The sequence below is a fragment of the Paenibacillus sp. NPDC056722 genome (assembly GCF_042790635.1).
Classification (GTDB): Bacteria; Bacillota; Bacilli; order Paenibacillales; family Paenibacillaceae; genus Paenibacillus_AQ; species Paenibacillus_AQ agri.
The window spans coordinates 552,756-574,839 of the sequence record NZ_JBHTYV010000003.1; the positions used below are offsets into that span (position 1 = coordinate 552,756).

General features: G+C 50.3%; 21 protein-coding genes. 5 read left to right on the forward strand and 16 right to left on the reverse strand.

What is annotated here, in order from left to right:
- Window positions 1-128: 128 nt before the first annotated feature.
- A complete protein-coding gene (locus tag ACFRAM_RS11110) occupies window positions 129-380 on the reverse strand; it encodes a post-transcriptional regulator (RefSeq protein WP_312876302.1) in 252 nt (83 codons plus the stop codon).
- Between the two features lie 214 nt (window positions 381-594).
- Here ACFRAM_RS11110 and spoVB point away from each other — a divergent pair, with 214 nt between their 5' ends.
- On the forward strand, window positions 595-2,208 hold the full coding sequence (gene spoVB, locus ACFRAM_RS11115; RefSeq protein ID WP_379465888.1) for a stage V sporulation protein B: 1,614 nt from the start codon (window positions 595-597) through the stop codon (window positions 2,206-2,208).
- A gap of 6 nt (window positions 2,209-2,214) precedes the next feature.
- On the opposite strand, the gene ACFRAM_RS11120 is transcribed toward spoVB, so the two are convergent.
- Window positions 2,215-2,982, reverse strand: coding sequence for a YetF domain-containing protein (locus ACFRAM_RS11120; RefSeq protein WP_379465889.1), 768 nt, complete (start codon window positions 2,980-2,982; stop codon window positions 2,215-2,217).
- A gap of 220 nt (window positions 2,983-3,202) precedes the next feature.
- Between ACFRAM_RS11120 and ACFRAM_RS11125 the strand changes: the two genes are divergently transcribed.
- On the forward strand, window positions 3,203-3,595 hold the full coding sequence (locus ACFRAM_RS11125; RefSeq protein ID WP_066364459.1) for a TIGR04086 family membrane protein: 393 nt from the start codon (window positions 3,203-3,205) through the stop codon (window positions 3,593-3,595).
- Between the two features lie 96 nt (window positions 3,596-3,691).
- The gene (locus ACFRAM_RS11130) at window positions 3,692-4,531 is read left to right on the forward strand and encodes a phosphatase PAP2 family protein (protein ID WP_379465890.1); all 840 of its coding nucleotides are present in this window, start codon (window positions 3,692-3,694) and stop codon (window positions 4,529-4,531) included.
- A gap of 83 nt (window positions 4,532-4,614) precedes the next feature.
- On the opposite strand, the gene yajC is transcribed toward ACFRAM_RS11130, so the two are convergent.
- The 8 genes from yajC to ACFRAM_RS11170 form a co-directional block, all read right to left on the reverse strand.
- Window positions 4,615-4,929, reverse strand: a complete 315-nt coding sequence (yajC, locus tag ACFRAM_RS11135; RefSeq protein WP_379465891.1) for a preprotein translocase subunit YajC — start codon at window positions 4,927-4,929, stop codon at window positions 4,615-4,617.
- A gap of 44 nt (window positions 4,930-4,973) precedes the next feature.
- A complete protein-coding gene (gene tgt, locus ACFRAM_RS11140) occupies window positions 4,974-6,113 on the reverse strand; it encodes a tRNA guanosine(34) transglycosylase Tgt (RefSeq protein WP_175370530.1) in 1,140 nt (379 codons plus the stop codon).
- A 16-nt stretch (window positions 6,114-6,129) separates the two neighbouring features.
- Window positions 6,130-7,158, reverse strand: coding sequence for a tRNA preQ1(34) S-adenosylmethionine ribosyltransferase-isomerase QueA (queA, locus tag ACFRAM_RS11145; RefSeq protein ID WP_379465892.1), 1,029 nt, complete (start codon window positions 7,156-7,158; stop codon window positions 6,130-6,132).
- 9 nt (window positions 7,159-7,167) lie between these two features.
- Window positions 7,168-9,273, reverse strand: a complete 2,106-nt coding sequence (locus ACFRAM_RS11150; RefSeq protein WP_379465893.1) for a SpoIID/LytB domain-containing protein — start codon at window positions 9,271-9,273, stop codon at window positions 7,168-7,170.
- Between the two features lie 33 nt (window positions 9,274-9,306).
- On the reverse strand, window positions 9,307-10,314 hold the full coding sequence (gene ruvB, locus ACFRAM_RS11155; protein WP_175370507.1) for a Holliday junction branch migration DNA helicase RuvB: 1,008 nt from the start codon (window positions 10,312-10,314) through the stop codon (window positions 9,307-9,309).
- A gap of 45 nt (window positions 10,315-10,359) precedes the next feature.
- Window positions 10,360-10,977, reverse strand: coding sequence for a Holliday junction branch migration protein RuvA (ruvA, locus tag ACFRAM_RS11160; protein ID WP_379465894.1), 618 nt, complete (start codon window positions 10,975-10,977; stop codon window positions 10,360-10,362).
- The gene (ruvC, locus tag ACFRAM_RS11165; protein ID WP_379465895.1) at window positions 10,974-11,477 is read right to left on the reverse strand and encodes a crossover junction endodeoxyribonuclease RuvC; all 504 of its coding nucleotides are present in this window, start codon (window positions 11,475-11,477) and stop codon (window positions 10,974-10,976) included. The genes ruvA and ruvC overlap by 4 nt, the downstream gene beginning before the upstream one ends.
- A 279-nt stretch (window positions 11,478-11,756) precedes the next feature.
- The gene (locus tag ACFRAM_RS11170) at window positions 11,757-12,521 is read right to left on the reverse strand and encodes a BofC C-terminal domain-containing protein (protein ID WP_379465896.1); all 765 of its coding nucleotides are present in this window, start codon (window positions 12,519-12,521) and stop codon (window positions 11,757-11,759) included.
- Between the two features lie 167 nt (window positions 12,522-12,688).
- Between ACFRAM_RS11170 and fabV the strand changes: the two genes are divergently transcribed.
- Window positions 12,689-13,879: an enoyl-ACP reductase FabV gene (gene fabV / locus ACFRAM_RS11175; protein ID WP_379465897.1), complete on the forward strand. Its 1,191-nt coding sequence runs from the start codon at window positions 12,689-12,691 to the stop codon at window positions 13,877-13,879.
- A 95-nt stretch (window positions 13,880-13,974) separates the two neighbouring features.
- Here the strand turns inward: fabV and ACFRAM_RS11180 are convergent, their stop codons facing one another.
- Window positions 13,975-14,376 (reverse strand): RrF2 family transcriptional regulator, encoded by a 402-nt coding sequence (locus ACFRAM_RS11180; protein WP_175370511.1) that lies wholly within the window; start codon window positions 14,374-14,376, stop codon window positions 13,975-13,977.
- A 205-nt stretch (window positions 14,377-14,581) separates the two neighbouring features.
- Here ACFRAM_RS11180 and ACFRAM_RS11185 point away from each other — a divergent pair, with 205 nt between their 5' ends.
- Window positions 14,582-15,301, forward strand: a complete 720-nt coding sequence (locus ACFRAM_RS11185; RefSeq protein ID WP_379465898.1) for a YebC/PmpR family DNA-binding transcriptional regulator — start codon at window positions 14,582-14,584, stop codon at window positions 15,299-15,301.
- A gap of 101 nt (window positions 15,302-15,402) precedes the next feature.
- Here the strand turns inward: ACFRAM_RS11185 and uxaC are convergent, their stop codons facing one another.
- From uxaC to ACFRAM_RS11210, 5 genes are all read right to left on the reverse strand, one after another.
- Window positions 15,403-16,824: a glucuronate isomerase gene (gene uxaC / locus ACFRAM_RS11190; RefSeq protein WP_379465899.1), complete on the reverse strand. Its 1,422-nt coding sequence runs from the start codon at window positions 16,822-16,824 to the stop codon at window positions 15,403-15,405.
- 22 nt (window positions 16,825-16,846) lie between these two features.
- Complete coding sequence (locus ACFRAM_RS11195) at window positions 16,847-17,899, reverse strand: mannonate dehydratase (protein WP_379465900.1); 1,053 nt, start codon at window positions 17,897-17,899, stop codon at window positions 16,847-16,849.
- Between the two features lie 97 nt (window positions 17,900-17,996).
- On the reverse strand, window positions 17,997-18,710 hold the full coding sequence (locus ACFRAM_RS11200) for a GntR family transcriptional regulator (RefSeq protein WP_379465901.1): 714 nt from the start codon (window positions 18,708-18,710) through the stop codon (window positions 17,997-17,999).
- 219 nt (window positions 18,711-18,929) lie between these two features.
- Window positions 18,930-20,252: a family 43 glycosylhydrolase gene (locus ACFRAM_RS11205; protein ID WP_379465902.1), complete on the reverse strand. Its 1,323-nt coding sequence runs from the start codon at window positions 20,250-20,252 to the stop codon at window positions 18,930-18,932.
- Window positions 20,253-20,353: 101 nt separating this feature from the next.
- Complete coding sequence (locus tag ACFRAM_RS11210; RefSeq protein WP_379465903.1) at window positions 20,354-22,045, reverse strand: carbohydrate-binding protein; 1,692 nt, start codon at window positions 22,043-22,045, stop codon at window positions 20,354-20,356.
- Window positions 22,046-22,084: the final 39 nt, after the last annotated feature.

Consider the following 22,084-nt stretch of genomic DNA (forward strand, 5'->3'; position numbering starts at 1 on the left):
ACACAAAGAAACGGCGGGCTCTCCCCATTTGGCAAGCCATCCGTTTTTCAGTAGGAAATGTGAAATTAAATCACTTCATAACTTTACCGCTTTGTGAAGTTGTTTGCAAAGAAAAATGTTTCCTTGCATCAAACCATTCCCCTATACGCTGCAACAGTCAAATAATTCATGTAACTATTGGCTTTTAAGGAATATATATCATTGACTAGCTTGTAAAGCGGCGGCTGTCCTTCCTTTGCGTAATTACGGCTGACACACTCCCAGATATCTTTGCCAGTAACATATTCGTAGCCAAGGAGTCGGAATTCCTCCGCTTTGCTGCAGCACATGGCTTCGATTTCCTCACTAAGCTCGTCATAAATCCATTGCCCCGATTCCACGTGTTGACACCTCCAGGTCGCTCGTATACGCATGTTCATCCTATCTATTCGACCTTCTCCCCTGCCTTTCCTTCTTCCTTCAAAAAGTTATGTATCACAATGCTTGTCATGCCGGCATAGGGGTTCAGCATATCCATAGAACAAGCCCATTCAAGTGCTTTAAAGGTGAGTCGCCACCAGCGTCCCATTTCATGCCGGGAAGAAGGAATGTTCTTTGAAGAAACTAAGCTCCTTAAACAAACAAAGCTTTATACAAGGCACGTTAATTCTGCTGGCTGCAGGAATAATCAACCGCATGCTTGGCTTCATTCCCCGGATTGTCCTTCCGCGCGTGATCGGGGCTGAGGGTGTGGGTCTCTACCAGCTTGGCTATCCGTTCTTCATTCTGCTCGTTACCGTGATTACGGGGGGGCTGCCGCTAGCGGTCGCCAAAATGGTGGCGGAAGCAGAGGGCCAGAACCGTCCAGACAAATCAAAGCAGATTTTGCGGACAGCACTTGCGCTCAGTCTGGCTCTGGGTATATTTTTCACAATGGTTGCCTTAGCCAGCGCTTCATGGGTTTCCAACGTTCTGCTGACAGACAACCGGGTCTTCTATACATTCATTGCCATGATTCCGATGCTGTGTATCATTGCTGTATCTGCAGTCTATCGCGGGTACTTCCAAGGCCGGCAGAATATGATTCCTTCCGCGCTTTCCTCCGTGCTGGAGTCCGTGATCCGGATTTTTGCTATGCTCTGGTTTTCCTGGCTGTTGTTGCCCAAGGGAATCGCTTTTGCGGCGGCAGGAGCTATGATCGGGGTCACCGTCGGCGAAATTGCCGGTATGCTCGCTTTACTGTGGCAATATTATTTCATTGTCAGAAAAGACAGGCCTGAACCCGGACCGCAGCCGGAAGACTCTACTGATGCAACTGTCCCTAAGAAAGAACCTTCCGAAGCACAGCCTACGGGTTCCTTGCTAAAGCGACTGCTTGGTATTTCCATTCCAGTGACCGCCGGGCGGCTGGTGGGCTCCGTATCCTATTTGCTGGAATCAATCATCACAGCCCGCAGCCTTGCTCTTGCCGGGATCGCTACAGCCGTTGCCACTGCACAATATGGCGCACTGCAAGGGATGGTTATTCCGTTGCTACTGCTGCCGGGAGCGCTAACTTCATCCCTGGCGGTATCGTTGGTTCCTTCCTTGTCGGAAGCCGCTGCCCGCAAAGACTTGTCCATGATCCATAAACGGATGCATCAAGCGCTTAGACTTGCCCTTGTCACAGGTGCTCCTTTTGCTGTTCTTATGTACATCCTGGCCGTTCCGCTCTGCAGTCTGCTGTACGGAAACGCGGATACCGCCCCCATGCTGCGCCTAATTGCACCGTTTGCTGTATTCCTGTATGTACAGGCACCCCTTCAAGCAGCACTTCAGGCCATGGACCGGCCGGGGAGAGCACTCGTTAACACCCTGATCGGAGCTGTGGTCAAAATCCTGTTAATTCTGCTGCTGGCCTCACAGCCACAGTATGGGATCTATGGGGCTATTATCGCAATTATTGCCAATAGCATTCTTGTAACACTACTACACGGGTACAGTGTCGTCTCGCTAATCTCCTTATCCCTGCGCATTAGGGATTTGTTCAAAATTGCCGCAGCTATGATTATTATGGGTGCCGGTGCCCAGTTTGCGTATACCTCTATTCCTGTTGCCGGAGCACAGTGGATCCAGTTTATTTTTGCCGCTACTGTTGGCCTCTTGATCTACCTCGGTATCTGCCTATTATCAGGACTCGTCTCGGTCCGCGATATGGATCGCCTGCCCTTTATCAAGCGTTGGCGCTAAAGAACTTCAGTGGTAGAGCCGGGAGACATAGATTTTGCCCTGGTGATCCACCGAGCACAGGAAGACATCACGAAAGTCCGATACTCCCTTTTGCCGAATCTGCTGTCTCAGCCAAAATCTTGTTTTCCCAATCATCTCCAGGTTCGTATCCTGTACCTTTCCATCCATAATTAGTGGAATCGGAAGTCCTTCATACCTGATTTTGTCCTTGGGAAGCTTCACAGTCTTGGAGTTGTTTGTGCTTGCGCCTGAACTGTCTCCGGCTTCACTGCCCTGTTCTTCCGAACTGCTCGATGATTGGGACGATGAGGAGCCGTTCTTGTTCTTCTCAATAATCGTAAGCTGGCCACTGGCTTCCAGAATGGCAAATTCTACATCGGCAGGATTATCAATATTCTGGCCGCGCAATTGCAGCAGCAAGTCATCAATGTTGTACCTCTGTTTGCGCATCTCGCCACGGTGTAATTTGCCATCGGAAATCAGGATGCTCGGCTTACCATCCATAAACAAACGCAGCTTACGGCTTTTCAGGCCAAGCTGGGCCACTAGCACCTGAATCAGGACGAGTGTGGCCATAGGCACAATCCCTTCATACACCGGTCTTTTAATATCATCTATAACAAACACTGCAATCTCGGCAATCATGATCGAAATCGTCAAATCAAACACCGACAGCTTTCCGATTTCTCTTTTCCCCATTATCCGCAAGCACAGAAAAATGAAGAAATACATCAGCACGGTCATGAGAATGTGGTATGTGATCTGCTGGAACATATTGCTTCTCTCCTTCCGCGTTTACCCGCAGTGAACGTCCCCGCAGGTCATTAATGTATACCCTATTCTGACCGCTCGGGTCAGGGAACATTCGGAAGCTGGCTTATTAATTAATGGTAAAAGTAACGACAGTCTCATTCTTGTACTAACGGGGCAAGCCTGCCCATACAATGAGTAGTAGCTTGTATTGCCATCATAAAAATGCTTAGGAGGTTGTACCATGCATGTAATCCGGCGCCTGTTCTCATGGAGAATAGCCAATCCTGTATTATCTGGCTTGAGCCGATCGTTCCTCTGGATGCTGGTGGGCGCGTTTGTTCTTTCGCTTCTGCTTTGGGGTAGCGGGCTGGAAGAAAAGGACCTCTCCCTGTACACCTACATTGTACATGCAGTAGCCATCGCCTTTGGCGGGCTTACAGCAGGCCGCAGAGCCAGCAGCAAGGGTTGGTATAAAGGGAGCTTGACCGGGCTTTTCTACGGTATTATCGTGCTAATCATCGGTTTTCTGGCACTTGACAGTGCGCCTTCAGGATCGGATTTGCTCTGGACTTTGGCAGCTGCAGCAATCGGCGCGCTCGGCGGAATGTTTGGGGTTAATTTACAAAAAGCATAAATTTAAGGATTTTTTAAAAAATCGGAACTGCTCCCCTTAAAATATGTTAAACTGTGTTCACTGACTTCAAAAGGGATCAAGGAGGCTTCGATTGCTTTGCTTTACCAATCCATGGATCATATCGTGTTATACACTGTTGTTCTTGTTATTGCACTGGTCTGGATCGGCTCACGCCGCAATCCATTCACCGCATTAATTGAGATCGGAAGAGAACTATTAGGCTCTTATAAGTTTTTACTGCTTTTTGTAGGTTTGTTCGGAGTACTGGCCCTCAATAAATACGAGTTGCAGATTGAGAAGAAGCTGAATATCACTTCGGATTTCACTCCATCTATATTTGGACTGGAGGGACATTTTGTCCAGAGCGTGCAGCATTTGTTCTATAGCCCCTGGCTGACACCTATAATCGTCTTCTTCTATATCTTTATGTTGCAGGCGGTGTTAGCGGCTTCCCTGGGCGTCTACCTGCTCGACAATAACCGTGTGATGCTCTATGCTACCTGCTACGCTATTATTTTGAACTATGCCATCGCTATTCCGTTCTACCTGTTCTTCCCGGTGAATGAGGTGTGGTCATATGCTCCGGCAGGCGTTAGATTTGTCATGCTGGATGTGTTCCCTAGATTTGAGCAGGAATACAGACCGCTTTCAGGGCTCGACAACTGCTTCCCGAGTCTTCATACTTCCATTTCTGTTACGATGGCATTGTTGGCTTACCGTTCGGGCAACCGCCGCTGGATGGCAATCACCACCCTGTCTGCCGTTGTCATTGTATTCGGAATCTTCTATCTAGGTATTCATTGGCTATCCGATATGCTCGGCGGTACCGTACTTGCGATATTATCCGCTACAGTCGGCGTTCAACTGGCTAAGCTAACGCTGCGAACCAGTTCGGAAAGACTAACTTTCCGCAGCCGTGCCAACCCTATGCGTTAATACTCCAACAAGTTCATATGAGAATAGCAAAAAGCGGCATTTCCTCTCTACCGAGAAGAAATGCCGCTTTTATATGAATCTTCCTACTCTTTCGATTCCGTATCGGTCGCAACCGCATGGCTGACGGAACCACGGTCAAATGTAAGCTTAGTCACATCATTGACCTTGAGAACCGCGATGTCGTCGGAGATTTCTACAATCGTTCCGTGAAGACCACCGATTGTAACAACCTTATCCCCTTTTTTCAGCGCTTTCAGCATCGTATTGCGAGCTTTAGTTTTCTTCTGCTGAGGACGGATCAGAAGGAAATAGAAGACTACGAACATCAGTACAAAAGGTCCTACCAGACCCAGAATGCTCCCTCCGGACTGGCCTGCACCTGCTGCTAACTCAAACATAATTCTCCCCCCTTTCAAATGACTGGCAACGCACAATTCCGTTTCTAGAAGCCTTTAAGATTATCGTTTAAGCCGTATTGTGCAAAAAACTCATCGCGAAAATCAAGCAGCCGATCTTCTCTGATGGCTTCACGCACTTTACGCATCAGTTCCAACAGGAAGTGCAAGTTATGGTATGTCGTTAACCGCAATCCGAACGTTTCGTCTGCCTTAATCAAATGGCGCAAATAAGCGCGGGAATAATTCTGGCAGGTGTAACAGTTACACTCGGGATCCAGCGGCCCAAAATCACGGGCATACTGAGCGTTGCGTACAACGAGTCTTCCTTGGCTGGTCATCGTTGTTCCGTTGCGGGCTATACGGGTTGGCAGAACACAGTCGAACATGTCCACACCCCGGATCGCACCTTCCAAGAGCGCATCCGGCGAACCCACACCCATCAAATAGCGGGGTTTCCCTTGCGGCAGCAGCGGAACTGTGTAATCCAGCACTTCATACATTAGCTGCTTGGACTCTCCGACGCTGAGCCCCCCAATAGCATACCCCGGGAAATCCATGGAAGTCAAATCAGCGGCGCTCTGGCGACGCAGATCTTCATACATGCCTCCCTGTACGATGGCGAACAGCCCTTGGTCCTGAGGACGAGCATGGCTCTTGAGACAACGTTCTGCCCAGCGGGTAGTCCGCTCGAGCGATTTTTTAACATAATCGTATTCCGCCGGGAACGGCGGGCATTCATCGAAGGCCATCATAATGTCCGAACCAAGCGCATTTTGAATTTCCATCGCCACCTCAGGGGAGAGGAATTTCTTGTCTCCATTCAAATGGGAACGGAATTGTACGCCTTCCTCGGTGATTTTGCGCATGTCGCTTAACGAGAAGACCTGAAACCCGCCGCTGTCGGTCAGAATCGGGCGATCCCAGTTCATGAACTTGTGCAGACCACCAGCTTCACGAATAATATCGTGCCCCGGGCGCAGGAACAAATGGTAGGTATTGCTCAAAATAATTTGAGCATCCATCTGCTTCAACTCTTCTGGACTCATTGTCTTTACTGTAGCTTGGGTGCCTACAGGCATAAATGTTGGTGTCTCAATGACACCGTGAGGCGTGTGGACTCTTCCGAGTCTTGCGCCGGATTGCTTGCACGTTTTGATGTGCTCATACGTAATTGCTGCCATGATTAACCCATCCTCTTACTTAATAAATAAACATCGCGTCTCCAAAACTGAAAAACCGGTATCTCTCGGCAATCGCCTCTTCATAGGCGGCCAGAATATGCTCACGACCTGCCAATGCGCTGACTAGCATCACCAGTGTTGATTTAGGGAGGTGAAAGTTCGTGATTAGTGCATTAACGACATTGAATTGATAACCTGGATAAATGAAAATATCTGTCCATCCGCTGCATGCTGTTAGCGGTCCCCCCTGACACTGCCGCCCAACTGTCTCCAGTGTACGGCAAGAGGTCGTACCTACAGCTATAATTCGTCCCCCGCGCTCCCGAGCAACATTCAACGTATCTGCTGTCTCCTGCGACATGACGAAGTACTCGGCATGCATGACATGCTCCTCGACCTTCTCTACAGACATCGGACGGAATGTGCCCAGTCCAACATGCAGCGTAATGTAGGCAATGGATACACCTTTGGCTGCAATCTGCTCCAGTAGGCTGGTGGTAAAATGCAGACCTGCCGTTGGCGCAGCAGCTGAACCTTCATGCTTGGCATACACTGTCTGATACCGCTCACGGTCATCCAGCGTCTCCTTGATATACGGTGGAAGCGGCATCATTCCCAGCCTGTCGAGAATCTCCTGAAAGATCCCTTTATAAATGAAGCGGAGTGTCCGTCCGCCCATGTCAGACTCGTCTTCCACTACTGCCCGCAGTTCATCGCTGAATACGATAACTGCCCCGCTCTTCAGCTTCTTGCCGGGCTTCACCAATGCTTCCCAGCGATCCTCCCCGAGGTTCTTCAGCAGAAGCACTTCTGCCTTTGCCCCGGTGTCTTCCTTAACACCAAACAGACGGGCCGGAATGACTCTGGTATCATTCAGAACCAGTGTATCTCCCGGCTGCAAATATTCGATCATATCGCTAAAATGCCGGTGATCTGTCTCACCTGTCTCCCTGTTGACCAGCAGCAGCCGCGAGGCACTACGGTCAAGCAGCGGAGTCTGGGCAATCAGCTCTTCAGGCAGATTAAAATCATAATCTTCTACATTCATTGTGCGTCTTCATTCCTTAACTATAGTAACGTTACGATAATAGTGTTGCAATATTTGCTTGTAATCATACCCGCTGTCAGCCATCCCCTTCACGCCCCACTGGGACATGCCCATACCGTGGCCAAAGCCTTGGCCGATGAACAGGAAGCCAGACCCGCCAGTAACTACTCTAGCTTTGGCATCGCCGCCCATAACCACCGTACCAGTGGCAGAAGACGTTACTTTTCCATTTGCAGAGAGAACACCAGCATTGCTTCCACTACCAACGGTAGAGACTGAGCCGTCAGCGCCTAGTACAGTATAACTGCCGGTTGGCACAATATCAAACAATGTGCTAGGCAATCCGTTGAATGCCGAACGGAACATATCCGGATATTTCACCTTCAGAATCTCGCCATTAGCCTTCACCTCAGTAGCTCTTCCCGAAGGACCGCGCTGAGTTACCTGAAGACTGATGATTGACGAAGGAAGCGCATTGCTTGTCTTGCCTTGCAGGCTCTTCAACAAATCAGCTGAAGAATAAGGACCCTTCACCCATGAGTAGCTGCCGGATTCATACACCTTGTCCAGCACCACAGCATTGTCTCCCGGGTTCAGCTTACCCACCGGATTAGCATCACTTTGGATGATCGGCAGGGGACGAATATTCACGTCCTTCGTGGTCGCTGTAGCCAAATCAAGTCCAGCTGCCGTTTTGCTTCCCGTTAATTTGATATTGTCTTCCCGGGCATATCCAGCGGTTCCATTAGGCAGCAGAACATAATACCACTGTTTGGACGCTACGGATGCAACGTCTTCCTTGCTCGGCACACTGACAAACACGTCACTGCCGTTCCCCCACACCTCGGAAGGATCAGCCGTTACACCGCCGCTGTTGGAGGAGAATAGGGCTTCTACAATCTGGGCGCCACTCTTCAACACTTCACCAGCTGTTGCGTCTACCGCTTTGGTGATGGCAGGTGCCTCAGCCCCAATTCCGTTGTATACCTGGCTCAGTGTAGTGTCCACCACATTCGCCACGTCAAATTTGTTGCCTTGGGCCAGAGCATAACTGCGGGCTGCGACAGCCTGCGCCTTCAGAGCCTCTTCCGGCCAGCTTGAAGAGACTTCTCCGCCAACAACAGCATACAAATATTGCTCCAGTGACACTTCATTAATCACTGCGAGCGATCCGTTCAATCCACTAAGCTCCAGATTACCCCGGTACACACGTTTGGAGCGCTCTACAAGCTGGATGCCAGCATCATTGCCAGTAGCAAGGAATTTGGCTCCGCTACCGTACACAACATAGTGGGGAACTTGTCCCGCATTGGTAAGATCCAGGCCCGCATCACTACGCACGATTAATCCGGCTGTTGAGACTGCACTGGTGGACAACGTAATCTGTGGCAGCGCTACATTCACCGCAGCAGCCAACGCCGCCAAATTCGTATCATTTACAGCTTCTCCAACCCAGACCTCGACCCGCGAGCTGCCATCTTGTGCCGATGACAATACCGGCCAGGCATCGAATCCCGCCGCTGCCAAACTGACAATCACCGCGTCGGCCTCGTCCTGGGTCGCAAAGGAACCAGCAGACAAATGCTTAGTGCCTGTCACTGCCGGTGTCTGCCCTGGCGGAATGGACAATCCAGCTTTAGTTACTCTGGACAATCCATCCTTCGCTGCATTTTCACTGGCATACACTCCAGTGTACAGCTGGTACAGGCTGGACCCATTTCTCGTCACCACAAACAGCTGAGGCTTGTCAGAAGTTGATTGCAGCTTCTTGGCCGCATCGGCTGCCGCCTGCCAAGACGGGGTTTCCAGCACTTTCACCCGAAAACCGTCCAGGCTGACACGAATACTGCTCTTGGCCGGAACAGTCGCGAGCGGTGCCCCGCCCCCTTGCGAGGTCACAAGATTAAAACTTTGGTCTGACTGTAGCGTTGCCGCCGCCACCGTAGATTTATATTTGCTGCCGATATCGGCGTACAGTGCTACACGAATTGTTGCACCGGGTGCAGCCTCACTGCTCCCGGCAGGGATCAGGAAGCTTCCCGCAGCTAGTGCTGATACCAGCATTCCCCGGCCCAGCACCTTCAGCGCTGAGAATTTCCTTCTTCCATGCTTCATTCAGCATCCTCCTTCGTACAGGGAATTAAAAACTCATGATTGCTCCGGAGGGAGCGGAATGCCCAAATGATGATAGGCAGCCGGCGTGACAATCCTGCCGCGTGGCGTCCGTTGCAGAAAGCCAATCTGCAGCAGGTAAGGCTCATATACATCCTCTATGGTCTGACTTTCTTCTCCAATAGTAGCGGCTATGGTATCAAGTCCAACAGGACCGCCGCGGAAACTCGTAATCATAGAGTGAATCATCTTATGGTCAATGCTGTCCAGTCCACGCGGGTCGACCTGAAGCATACGAAGGGCTTCAGCCGCAATGTCAGGTGTAATAATTCCGTCGCCGCGCACCTGGGCAAAATCACGGACGCGCTTCAGCAGACGGTTGGCAATCCGCGGTGTTCCGCGTGCCCGCAGGGCCACTTCCTCAGCAGCTTCTCCCTGAATCTCAATACCCAGCAGATCCGCATTGCGGGAGACGATAAAGCTCAGCTCATCGATGGAATAGAATTCAAGCCGGCTGACCACGCCGAAGCGGTCGCGCAGCGGCGCAGACAATAGTCCTGCCCGCGTCGTCGCGCCGATCAGCGTGAACGGAGGCAGGTCCAGACGCACGGAACGCGCACTTGGTCCTTTGCCGATCATAATATCCAGCGCAAAGTCCTCCATAGCTGGATACATAACCTCCTCCACCGTGCGATGCAGACGATGAATTTCATCAATGAACAGCACATCGCCCTCCTGCAGATTGGTCAGCAGCGCGGCCAAATCTCCCGGCCGCTCAATCGCTGGTCCTGAGGTTGTCCGCAAGTTCACACCCAACTCGTTAGCAATAATGTTCGCCAATGTCGTCTTACCAAGACCCGGCGGGCCATAGAGCAGCACGTGGTCCAGCGCCTCGTTTCTCATCTTGGCCGCCTCAATATAGATCTTCAGGTTCTCCTTAACCTGACCCTGTCCGATATATTCAGCCAGATAACGGGGGCGCAGGCTCAGCTCCACAGCCTGTTCTTCCATCATCAGATTGGCAGATATGATCCGGTCGTCCATTCTCTCATCACTTCCAGTTCTTTAAAAGATGCCCGCAGGCAGGCTTTACTTCGCCACGTACAGCAGCTTCAGCGCCTTTTTCATCAATACATCGACACTTCCCGTATCGGATCCCTCTTTCTTCAGGGCTAACCATACACGGTCCAACTCGCTCTCGGTATAGCCAAGTGCCTTCAAGCCGTCTCTGGCCTCGTCCCACGGCAAAGCATCGCTGCCTTCTTCCTGCGGAACCGCAAAGAGACCTGTCTGCATGGAAGCCATGCTAAGTCCATCCAGCTTATCCTTCAGATCAAGGATCATGCGCTGTGCCGTCTTCTTCCCGATCCCTGGCAGCTTCGTCAGGAACGTAATATTCTCCTGGTAAATCGCTGAAATTAGCTGATCCGGGGTACCCCCTGTCAGAATACCAAGCGCCACACGCGGGCCAATACCAGATACCTCAATCAGCTTACGGAACAGCCGCTGCTCTTCACGGGTAGAGAAACCGAACAGCAGGGTAGCATCCTCACGGGTCACATAATGAATAAAGATCGTTACAGGTCCCTCTGTCTTGGCAAAAGCATAGGGATTCGGGCAGAACACGCGGTATCCCACCCCCTGCACATCCAGCACCACATATTCGGATTCCAGGTATACAACCGCACCTCTTAAGAAATCTATCATTTTCGCAATACCTCATTTAATTTGGAATTAAGACTGTAAGAGTGGGCATGACATACAGCAACCGCCAACGCGTCCGCCACGTCATCGGGCTTGGGAATCGCGGTCAGCTTCAGGAACATCTTCACCATCTCCTGTACTTGGCGCTTCTCTGCCTTACCATAGCCTACGATCGCTTGCTTAACCTGCATCGGCGTATATTCTGCTATAGGGAGCCCGCGCTGAATCGCCGCCAGGACCATCACCCCACGGGCCTGCGCGACGGGCAATGCAGTGGTTACGTTGCGGGCGAAAAACAGCTTCTCCAGTGCCACCGCATCAGGCTTGTATTTCTCCATAAGCTGAGTAATACCCTCGTAGACATGCAGCAGCCGCTCTTCTTCCGGCGTATGCGCCTCTGTCTGGATACAGCCGTATTGCACGGGCGTCACCTTATGGCCTTCCTTATCCACAAAGCCGAAGCCGACTATAGCGAGCCCCGGGTCAATTCCTAATATGCGCACACTTCTCTCTCCTCTATGGTCAATAAGAAGCCGGGCTCCGTCCCTCGGCTCCAGCACTAAAGCGAACATATGTATTCCTTCTAACCATTATAGCAAAAATAGACTCCGCGGTGAGGAGAAAGTTTCCCTGCTCCCAGAAAAGGGGTCTTTCGGCCCTATACAAGGGGGTGATTGCCGCGCAAATTGACGGGAACACACAACAAAAAAGACCTGCGGGTATCACCCCAGGCCTCGATACAGTACTTCCTATTAACAGTCCGCCATAACAGAAGCTCTGACTTATTCCTTATTTTGCATAACCTGCTCCGAATTATCCCGTGCGTAATCACTGAAGGTGGACAGCACACTGTTGTACTCTTCGATGTCCTGCACCCGGATTCCATCCTGCAGCTGCCTCCAGATGTCCTCCGGCAAAGAGGATTTCATGGAACCCATATCCATTTGAAAAAACGTCTTCAGAACCTCATCCTGGCCTGGAGGACCCTTGAACAGCGTTAAGTTACCATGCTCGTCCACGCCAAAGTAGGCTTCTTTCTTGACGGCTGGCGACAGGTCAGCGATTCTCTTTTCCAGCCAAAGATCTCCGGCAGCACTGATTCTAGCCTCCCAGGATGGATGCTTGGCGATCAGTTCTTTAAGCTGAACCGGGTTCATCTGGCCGGGTAGATTCTGAATCTCCTCACCGGATACATAGCTGATCTTCAGATGAACCGTCCTGCTGAGTCCACTCTGCTGTATCGTTTGGAGAACTTGTTGTCGCCGCGGACTGTAGCCACCCTCTTCATCGCCATCTCCTTCCCGAAAAACTGCCGTTACCGGCTCCTCTCCGGAATGTTCCCCGTTCTCAACCGTACCGCGCAGACGCTCCAAAGAATCCGCTACAGAAGCCGATGGTTCCTCCAGCAGTTCGCTCATTTCGCCGGGAAGCTGCATTCCGCGCCAAGCCAATATCGTTATAGCGACACAGGCCGCTCCTACCCACAATGCCTTTTTCCAACGTCTCCATCTACGCCAAAGCTGTTTTTTCAAGCGAGAAGCATTCACGTTAATCCCTTCATTCTGGTTTTTTCCTATTGTGACCTGTGAAGGAAGCCTTTATGCATGATTGGGAATGCCGTGCTGTGCAAATGCTTTGAATTACTAAATATTGTTTGCTATACTCTTACTGATTGATTGCAGGCTTAAATTTATTTACAAAGGGGAATTCCTTGATGATTATCCAACCAAAAACACGCGGTTTTATATGCACAACAGCCCATCCCGAAGGATGCGCCAAACAAATAGAGAAGCAAATTAAGTATGTACAGTCCCAGAAGAAAATCTCCGGCCCAGCCAATGTGCTGGTGATCGGTGCTTCGACTGGTTATGGCCTGGCCTCGCGGATTGCCGCAGCTTTTGGTGCAGGCGCCAACACGATCGGAGTTTTCTTCGACAGACCGGCTGAAGGCTCGCGTACAGCCTCCGCAGGCTGGTACAATTCAGCAGCTTTTGAGGAGCAGGCTAACGAACTCGGGCTGAAATCCTTCAGCATTGTCGGCGATGCTTTCTCCGATGGCATCAAGGAAAAAACCATTGAGCTGATCAAAAACGAATTTAAGAACGTAGACCTTGTTATTTATAGTGTGGCTTCCCCGCGCCGCACGCATCCGGTTACCGGAGAGACCTTCTCCTCAGTAATTAAGCCAATCGGCACAGCATACAGCAACAAAACTATGAACTTCCATACCGGTGAAGTATCCGATACAACGATCGAGCCGGCTACAGAAGAAGAAGTTCGTCAGACGATTGCCGTTATGGGCGGCGAGGACTGGAGCATGTGGATTGATGAGCTGTCAAAAGCCGGTGTGCTGGCAGATGGTGCTACAACGGTGGCCTACTCTTACATTGGACCAGAAGTTACTCACGCTATTTACCGTGAAGGAACGATCGGTAAGGCCAAAAATGACCTGGAGCAAACGGCAGTCAAATTGAACGAGCAACTCGGAGCTAAAGGCGGTCGTGCCTTCGTATCCGTGAATAAAGCGCTGGTTACTCAATCCAGCTCAGCTATTCCTGTTGTTCCGCTTTACATTTCCGCACTGTACAAAGTAATGAAGGAAAAAGGAATTCACGAGAACTGCATCGAGCAGATCTATCGCCTGTTCTCCGACCGCTTGTATGGTGAAGGTCCGGCAACTGCCGACGGCAGCACGCTGATCCGTATTGACGATTGGGAAATGCGTGAAGATGTACAGAAGGAAGTTATGGACCGCTGGAACAAGCTTGAGACTGCTAATGTGTCTGAACTTGCTGATCTTGAAGGCTACCGCGAGGATTTCTTTAACCTGTTCGGTTTCCAGACCGAAGGCGTGGACTATGACGCTGAGTCAGATCCTGCTGTAGAGCTGCCAAATTCATATTAATCCGCTAAAAAATAAAGAGTCCGGCCTGGATAATCAGGCTGGACTCTTTTTGATGAGGAAGTCTACAGCAACGTACCGTTGTCAGCACTTGCTTTTTATAGAACGACAGTTATTTTCTCAGCCAACGTGGACAGCTTCTGACTCTGCAAATGCTGCTCCATCTTCTGTTCTCCCTCCACCATCACCTGTTGAATCAGGCATTCCGAGGAATGGTCAAGACTGCATTCGAACAAGGAAGCCGTGCCTTCAATAGCATGAATCACGTCAAGGAATGAGATATCTTCCTTCTTGCGCTTAAGACGATAACCTCCGTTCGCTCCGGAAGCGGATTCGATAAGACCGCCTTTAACCAGCTTGGTCAAGATTTTGGACAGATACGTAGGGGACACGCCTTGTCTTTCTGCAAGCTGTTGGACGCCCACGGGTTTATCCGTGCCTGCCGCCATCATAAACAACATCGTATGCAGCGCGTAATTGGTAGCTTTTGAGTATTTCATGTAACACCTCAATTACAGACTTTGTTCGTCTATAATAACGCCGAATCAGTAAGGGGTCAACATGAGAGCCAGCTTTGCCAGGTCAGCTCCTTATTCAATGAATTTTTTTGCCCCTAACCGGCCCAGAATATTTGATCATGCCCCCCCGAAAGAGATATAATAAAAGATAGTGATGCACATTCAATGTTGAAAGAGAGCGAAAACTATGGGACGTAAGTGGAATAATATTAAAGAGAAAAAAGCATCCAAGGATGCCAATACAAGTCGTATATATGCTAGATTTGGCCGCGAAATTTATGTAGTAGCCAAACAAGGCGAGCCGGACCCTGAATCCAATCAGGCTCTGAAATTCGTCCTTGAGCGTGCCAAGACCTATAATGTTCCCAAAGCCATAATTGACCGTGCGATTGAAAAAGCCAAAGGCGGTTCCGATGAGAACTATGACGAGCTCCGCTATGAAGGCTTTGGCCCGAACGGCTCCATGGTCATTGTCGATGCACTGACCAATAACGTGAACCGCACCGCTTCTGAAGTACGGGCAGCGTTCAGCAAGAACGGTGGCAACCTTGGGGTAGCCGGTTCCGTTAACTATATGTTTGATGAAACCGCAGTAATCGGACTGACCGGCAAAACCGCCGAAGAAGTCCTTGAGCTGCTGATGGAAGCAGACGTTGATGCCCGCGATATCCTGGAAGAAGAGGAAGCTGTGATCGTATACGCTGCTCCCGACCAATTCCACGCGGTGCAAACCGCGCTGAAGGACGCCGGCATTACCGAATTTACGGTTGCCGAAATCACGATGCTGGCTCAGAACTATGTTGAGCTGCCAGCCGATGCCGAGGCTCAATTCAACAAAATGATCGACGCGCTGGAAGATCTCGATGATGTTCAGCAAGTCTATCATAACGTAGATTCCGAGGAATAGAATCACACTATACATTAGAACAGGCTAAGAAACCGCTGAACGGCGGTTTCTTAGCCTGTTTTTTATACACATGGTAGTGGATAATAATTGATAAAGAGCATCTATTTCTTTAAAGCATGCTCCTCCAACCCAAAATAGACATCGGCATTGTTATAGCAAATATCCTCGACAATGCGGCCCAGGAACGGGATGTCATTCGGCACTTCGCCGTTCTCTACCCAGCCTCCCAGGATGTTGCACAGGATACGGCGGAAGTATTCATGACGAGTATACGATAGGAAGGAGCGCGAGTCCGTCAGCATACCGATAAAGCAACTGAGCTGGCCCAGATTGGACAAAGCCGTCAGCTGTTTGGTCATCCCTTCCTTCTGGTCGTTGTACCACCAACCGGAGCCGAACTGGATTTTGCCTCGGATGCCGCTCTGCTGGAACGATCCGATCATCGCAGCCAGTACATCATTATGGACCGGGTTCAGGTTGTACAGAATAGTTTTCGGCAATTCATTACTCTGTTCCAATCCATCCAGCAATCTGTAGAGATTATCGGCATAGTTGTTGTCGCCTATTGTGTCGAACCCGGTGTCAGGCCCTAATTGGCGGAACATCCGGGTATTGGGATTACGGATCGCGCCAATATGCAGCTGCATCGCCCAGCCGAACTGTGCATACTTCCGGCCCATCGCCAGAAACAGCGACGTAGCATATTGGTCACACTCCAGGCTGCTCAGAGACTCGCCTTGCAGACGTTTGGAGAAAATAGACTCTAGCTCCTCAGCCGAGGCCTCGGCATACGGCAAGTGGGTAAAGCCATGATCGGAGATCATACAGCCGAACTGGTTGAAATACTCTATACGTTCCAGTAAGGCTTGTTCAATTAACGCATAGGACTGAATAGGATACCCTACTGCCTGCTCCAGCACCCCTATATAATCCAAGAAGCCGGGGGAACCGATTTGCAGTGCTTTATCTGGCCGGAATGTAGGCGTAACGGCGGTTTTGAAATCCTTCTGCTCCGCAATTTGCCGGTGATAGCGTAAATCATCCGCCGGATCATCGGTGGTGCAGATCCATTTTACATTGGAACGGGTAATCAGCTCTTGGGTGGTGAAGTCAGGCTGAGCGATGACCTCATTGCACTTCCTGTAGATCTCCTCCCAATTATCCGCGGTCAACAAATCGTCCACACCAAAGTAAGTTTTCAACTCCAGGGCCGACCAGTGAAACAACGGGTTTCCGATGGTAAAGGGCAGCACCTCGCTCCATTTGGCGAATTTCTCTTCAGGAGAAGCATCCCCGGTGATATATTTTTCATCGATACCATAAGTTCTTAAGGCTCGCCATTTATAATGATCCCCGCCCAGCCAAATGTCCGTAATACTCTCAAAACGCGCATTCTCCGCAATCGCCTTGGGGTCCAGATGGCAGTGGTAATCGATGATGGGCAGTTCCTTCGCATACTCATGGTATAGTCTTCGGGCCGTCTCTGATTGCAGCAGAAAATCCTCATGAATGAAAGTTGTCATCGTCTGCTCTCCTTTATTCTTCTTAAGAATATAACGACTTCTTGACCGCTTCGGCCAAGCCGTTGATATAGACAGCGCCCAGCGCCCGGTCATATAATCCGTATCCTGCTCTTCCCGTCTCTCCCCAGATCATGCGTCCATGGTCCGAGCGGAACGGCCCGTCAAAACCATACTCGACATAAGCTTTAACAATCTCATAGAAATCCAGTGATCCCCATTCGGATAGATGCCCGGACTCGTGGAATGACTTCTCACCCGTAATCTTGATATTCCGCAAATGAGCAAAATGCACCCGGTTCTTGATTCCTCCGAAATACTTAACCATGTCGACAAAATCATTGTTCGGATCACAGCCCAGCGAGCCAGAGCATAAAGTCAGCCCGTGATACGGGGAGTCGTACAGGTTCAGGAACCGTTCAAGATTAGCCTTGTTCGTGATGATACGTGGCAGACCGAAGATGGACCATGGCGGATCATCCGGATGAATAGCCATTTTAACCTGACTTTCTACGGCAACGGGTAGAATTCCTTCAATAAAGTAGCCGAGATGCTCCCATAGCTTCTCTTCATTCATCTCTTCATACTGATCCAGAACCTTCCCAAGTCCCCCTTCTCCGTAAGAAGTATCCCAGCCCGGCAACGCCAGTTCACCCAGCTTCGGGTCCATTCTCCGGATGATTTCTTCCTCATAGATCAGAGTGGTAGAGCCATCCGGCAGCTCGAAGGACAGATCCGAACGTGTCCAGTCGAACACTGGCATGAAGTTATAGCAGATCACGGGAATACCCGCCCGGCCCAAATTGCGGATTGTCTCTTTATAATTCTCAATGTAACGGTCACGTGTAGGCAGCCCCAGCTTAATGTCCTCATGTACGGGAACGCTTTCAATAACCGAAATCTTCAGACCTACAGACTCGACTCTCTCCTTCAAAGCCGTAATTTTCTCCATCGGCCACACTTCACCTACCGGCACATCATAGATTGCGGTGACAATGCCTTTCATCCCCGGAATCTGAGCAATATACTCCAGCTTGACGGGGTCCTCTTCCCCATACCAGCGGAACGACATTTCCATTTTTATTGGCCTCCTTATGCACGGATTCGAACACTTGTATACTAGCATACAAGATAAGGTGGAGCAATATAATAAATGCACTTCAGCTAAAAATAGTTCAACATACAGAGATCCCTGAACTCACGTCAAAATAGTGTGCAAAACGGCTGTCATCCCGGTACAATTCCTCCCATTGGTTCATCGGCTCGAGGATATGCTGTTCGACGGCATGCTCAATCTGCTCGGTCTGGCCCTGCTCGATAAGCCCGATCATCCGGCGATGCTGAGTTACTGCCTCTGCGAAGCTGTGCTCCATTTCGGAGAGCAGTCTGATGCGATTGTAGTGAGTACTCAGGCGGGTGATGGATTTCCACACATTCTCCAAATGATTGCCCCGATAGATGATCTGATGAAATTCCGTATCCAGTTGATGAAAATCAAGCTCCTTGCCTTTCTTGTCGATCAGCAGCTCCTGCAGCCCGACATTCTTCTTAAGCTCCAGCAGTGCCTCTGCCGGGAACGACTGACAGGAGCCGAGCAGGACCTCTTTTTCCAGCGTAAAACGCATAAAAGCAGCCTCTTCAATCAGATGGCCCTTGATTTTGGACACATAGGTGCCAACTTGCGGAACTACATCAATCAGATGCTCCTCCTTCAGCTTCGCCAGCACTTCCCTGACCGGTGTACGGGAAATCTGCAGCGCATCGGCAAGATCAATCTCACTGATAACCTGACCTGGAGCCAAGGTGAGCGACATCATATTTTCACGAATAACTCTATAAGAATAATCTTTATTGTTCTCACCGACTAATCTTGGGGATATCTTCATCATCAGCACGACACTCCTTCATCTACATCAACCTGCACAAATCAGTATTCTTTATTCTCTTAGGCCGATCTGGCTAAAAGACTCAGTACATCATTATAGCAAATCTTCGCAGATTCTAGCCAACTGTTCTCATAGCGGGCTCATGCTTATCTCCAAAAAAGCCCCGCAGGAGGAACCTCCTGTGGGGCTTGCAGCAAACTTTGAAATTCGTCTACCTTAATCCTATAGCGGGCTGACCGTGATACGTTCTAGGCTGATTTCGCCATGTCCGCCCGAGAGTTTGATTGTATTGGCTTCTCCCGGCTGCAAATAAACGGTGATATCAGCAACTCCGCCGAATTCCTGCGGCCCGCCCGTAGACAGTGCATTCAGCAAGGAATAGTCCTTGTCGTTGACAGTCAGCTGTAATTTGGCCAGACGTTCAGCAGTAGCATAGTGAAGCTCGATGGATGATCTGCCGCCCTCGCCTCCATCCACATTTTCGAACAGCACGTAAGAGCCTTCCTGCTCCAGATCGGTCACCACGCTCTGACCTGATTCCAGCTTGCGAATTTCCGCACCGCCGAACACCTTACTCTCCGCTGCCGGATACGACTTCTGCTGAGGATTGACCGCCGGGGCCGGACCAACGGATGATACGCCTTCCAGGGTCTGCACAACGGTCTTGATGGAACCATCTTCGTTAAAATCCAGATAGTCGATACACACGCTGCGCAAATTGCCTTGCCCGGAAATCGCCTGATTATGATAGAACAGATACCATTGTCCTTTGAATTCCACCACCGAACCATGCGTTGTAGAGCAGCCGGTCGGCTCCAGGAAAATACCCCTGTACGTCCACGGTCCAAGCGGGTTCTCGCTGGTCGCGTATCTCATGCGATTGTGATCTTCTAAATTGTCCGCATAGGTCAGATAATAGAGGCCGTTTCTTTTAAAGACCCACGCCGCTTCATGAAAATCCTCCAACCCTTCCATTTCCTTCATTCCGTCCTTCAGGGATACCATATCTTCATTAAGCTCCCCGCCCAGACAGACACTGCCACCCCCGTAATACATGTAGGCGCTATTGTCGTCGTCCACGAGCACACACGGGTCAATCAAGGCAAACCCGCCCAGACCTGGAACATATCCCTGATCGGTAAATCCGCTTGCCGGCTTGTCGCTGGTAGCAACTCCGATCTTCCAGGAATCATTCCAGTTCGAATCGCTCGGATGCGGATAGTAGAAGTAATAGGTTCCGTTCTTGTAGGCACAATCGGGAGCCCACATGAATCCGCCCTCCGGACGGCCCCAGGACACATCATCCGAGCCGAGGATTTCGCCCTCATCCACCCAGTGGACCATATCCTCCGAAGAGAATACATGATATCTGTCCATAAGATCACAGCCTCTGGCCGGGTCCATATCATGGGATGCGTAAATATAGATTTTGCCATCATTCCATACATGGGCCGACGGATCTGCCGTATAGATGGAAGTAATCGCCGGGTTCAGGGATGTTGTCTTTTGCCGCTTAATTTGTAAGCCTTGATTGCCAGTAGTCATAATAAGTCCTCCTGAAGTTATACTTTTTGCATATAATATGTGCTTCATGCTAAGGCCTTCGCCGTGCAAATCTAGCATCCACGAAGGCCTTGTTTATTCACTTACTGATGGCTCGTAGGATGATTCACCGTCAGTGGAATCTGCCCTTTGAGCAAACGGTTGATGTCTCCACTCAGCCTGAGATAGAAGTCCGCGGATACCGCCACACCATCGGCATCTAGCGTCAGGAAGTATTGATTGGTCGGAATCATCGAGCTGTTCTCTGCGGCTTTTGCGATGGCAGTTCCCTCGTCATATTCGTCGAACATAGCAACATAGCCAGTGTTGATGCCCAAGCTCTTAATGTTGTAAGCTTGCTTCCACATATAATCACCATGCGCACGCGGAATCTGATTCTTCTGCTGGCCGGTCATATTGGACCAGGCGAATCCCGGTGACATTACCGGCTGATAGTCAATTCCATTCTGCTGGGTAAAGGTCAGGTCCGGCTGCAGCTGATTATTCTTGAAGTTATCCACTCCATCCATACCGAAGCGTCCCACAGACCACGGCGAGATCATATCCAGTGATTTGTACACGTTCAGAAAGTCGGATCTGGAGTCATTGTTCCCGGTTCTCCAATAGGTAGGCACGCCACCAATGACGTAAATGCCCTGGTTCTTGAACCAGCTGATCAGATCAGCCGCCTCTGCCGCAGTACCCGGACGGTCCGTGAAGCCGATGCCCCAGATACAGACAACCGTCTTGCCGTTCTGCTTAGCATAGGCGGAGGAAGAAGGCAGGTGCATGTTGTTGACGATATTAGTCGTCCAGTCATGCTTGACTGCATTGACCCAGTTGCTAGCATTCATACCGGTAATGTCATACATGACGTAGAATTTGCGGTTGTAGAACTCTGCCGCGTTCTTCACTTTGACAGCTACGCTATCACGGTTGGTCTTCCAGTTATTAGGCGTATCACTCTCTTCAGCGCCGAACCGCTGCAGTGCCGCGCCGTCGATATTGTAGCTCTGCATCCATTCAAAATGCTTGTTGACCGTCTCCTGATCGTAGGAGGAGAACAGTTTAGCTGGCGTACCGTTGCCGAGATTAGCCAAACTGGTTTGATATAGCTTGGAGTATTCACGAAGATCCGGGTACAGCTCAAAGTTCACATTTCCGCTGGCCGACGGTGCACTGCTGTTCTTGGACCAGTGCACCCAGCCGCCATTTGGCGAACCGTCACCTGCTGCGTTGAACCAGCCCTGATATCCTGCATACAGCTTGCCTACAACATCCCCGCCGCCACCACCTGTGGAGCCCGCGTTGAACTTGAACCAGAGCAGATTGAATAAATTCCCGCTGCCGCCGGTAAATTTAAGATAGAGCGTATGCACACCGCTGGCACCGCTGATCGCACCGGACTTCGTTACCCAGGACTGCCAGCCCCCGGTACCGGGTACAGCAACGGTTCCCACGAGCGTTCCGTTAAGACTGTCCAGACGGACCTCAATATTTCCGCCGCTGTTGTTGCTGGCAACTCTAACATCTATTGAATTGGCACCGCTTCCAAAATCAACATTGTTGAAGACGATATAATCCCCATTGTCGATAAAAGCAACATTCTGCCCGCCTTCGGTGGAATTCTCCAGCTGGATTCCGGATTGGCTGTTGTAACTGGAAGCGGCCGTTTGATTAAACGCCGAAGCCGCCAAGACGACGGAAGGAGCAAAGGAAATGCACACCGTAAGAATCAATAAAGCCGCGCTTGCAAAAGCCAATAACCTTTTGTTTTTTTGCACAAAATTTAGCATAAGATCCTCCTGTTCTTTGGGTTTCCTGCTAATTACTGT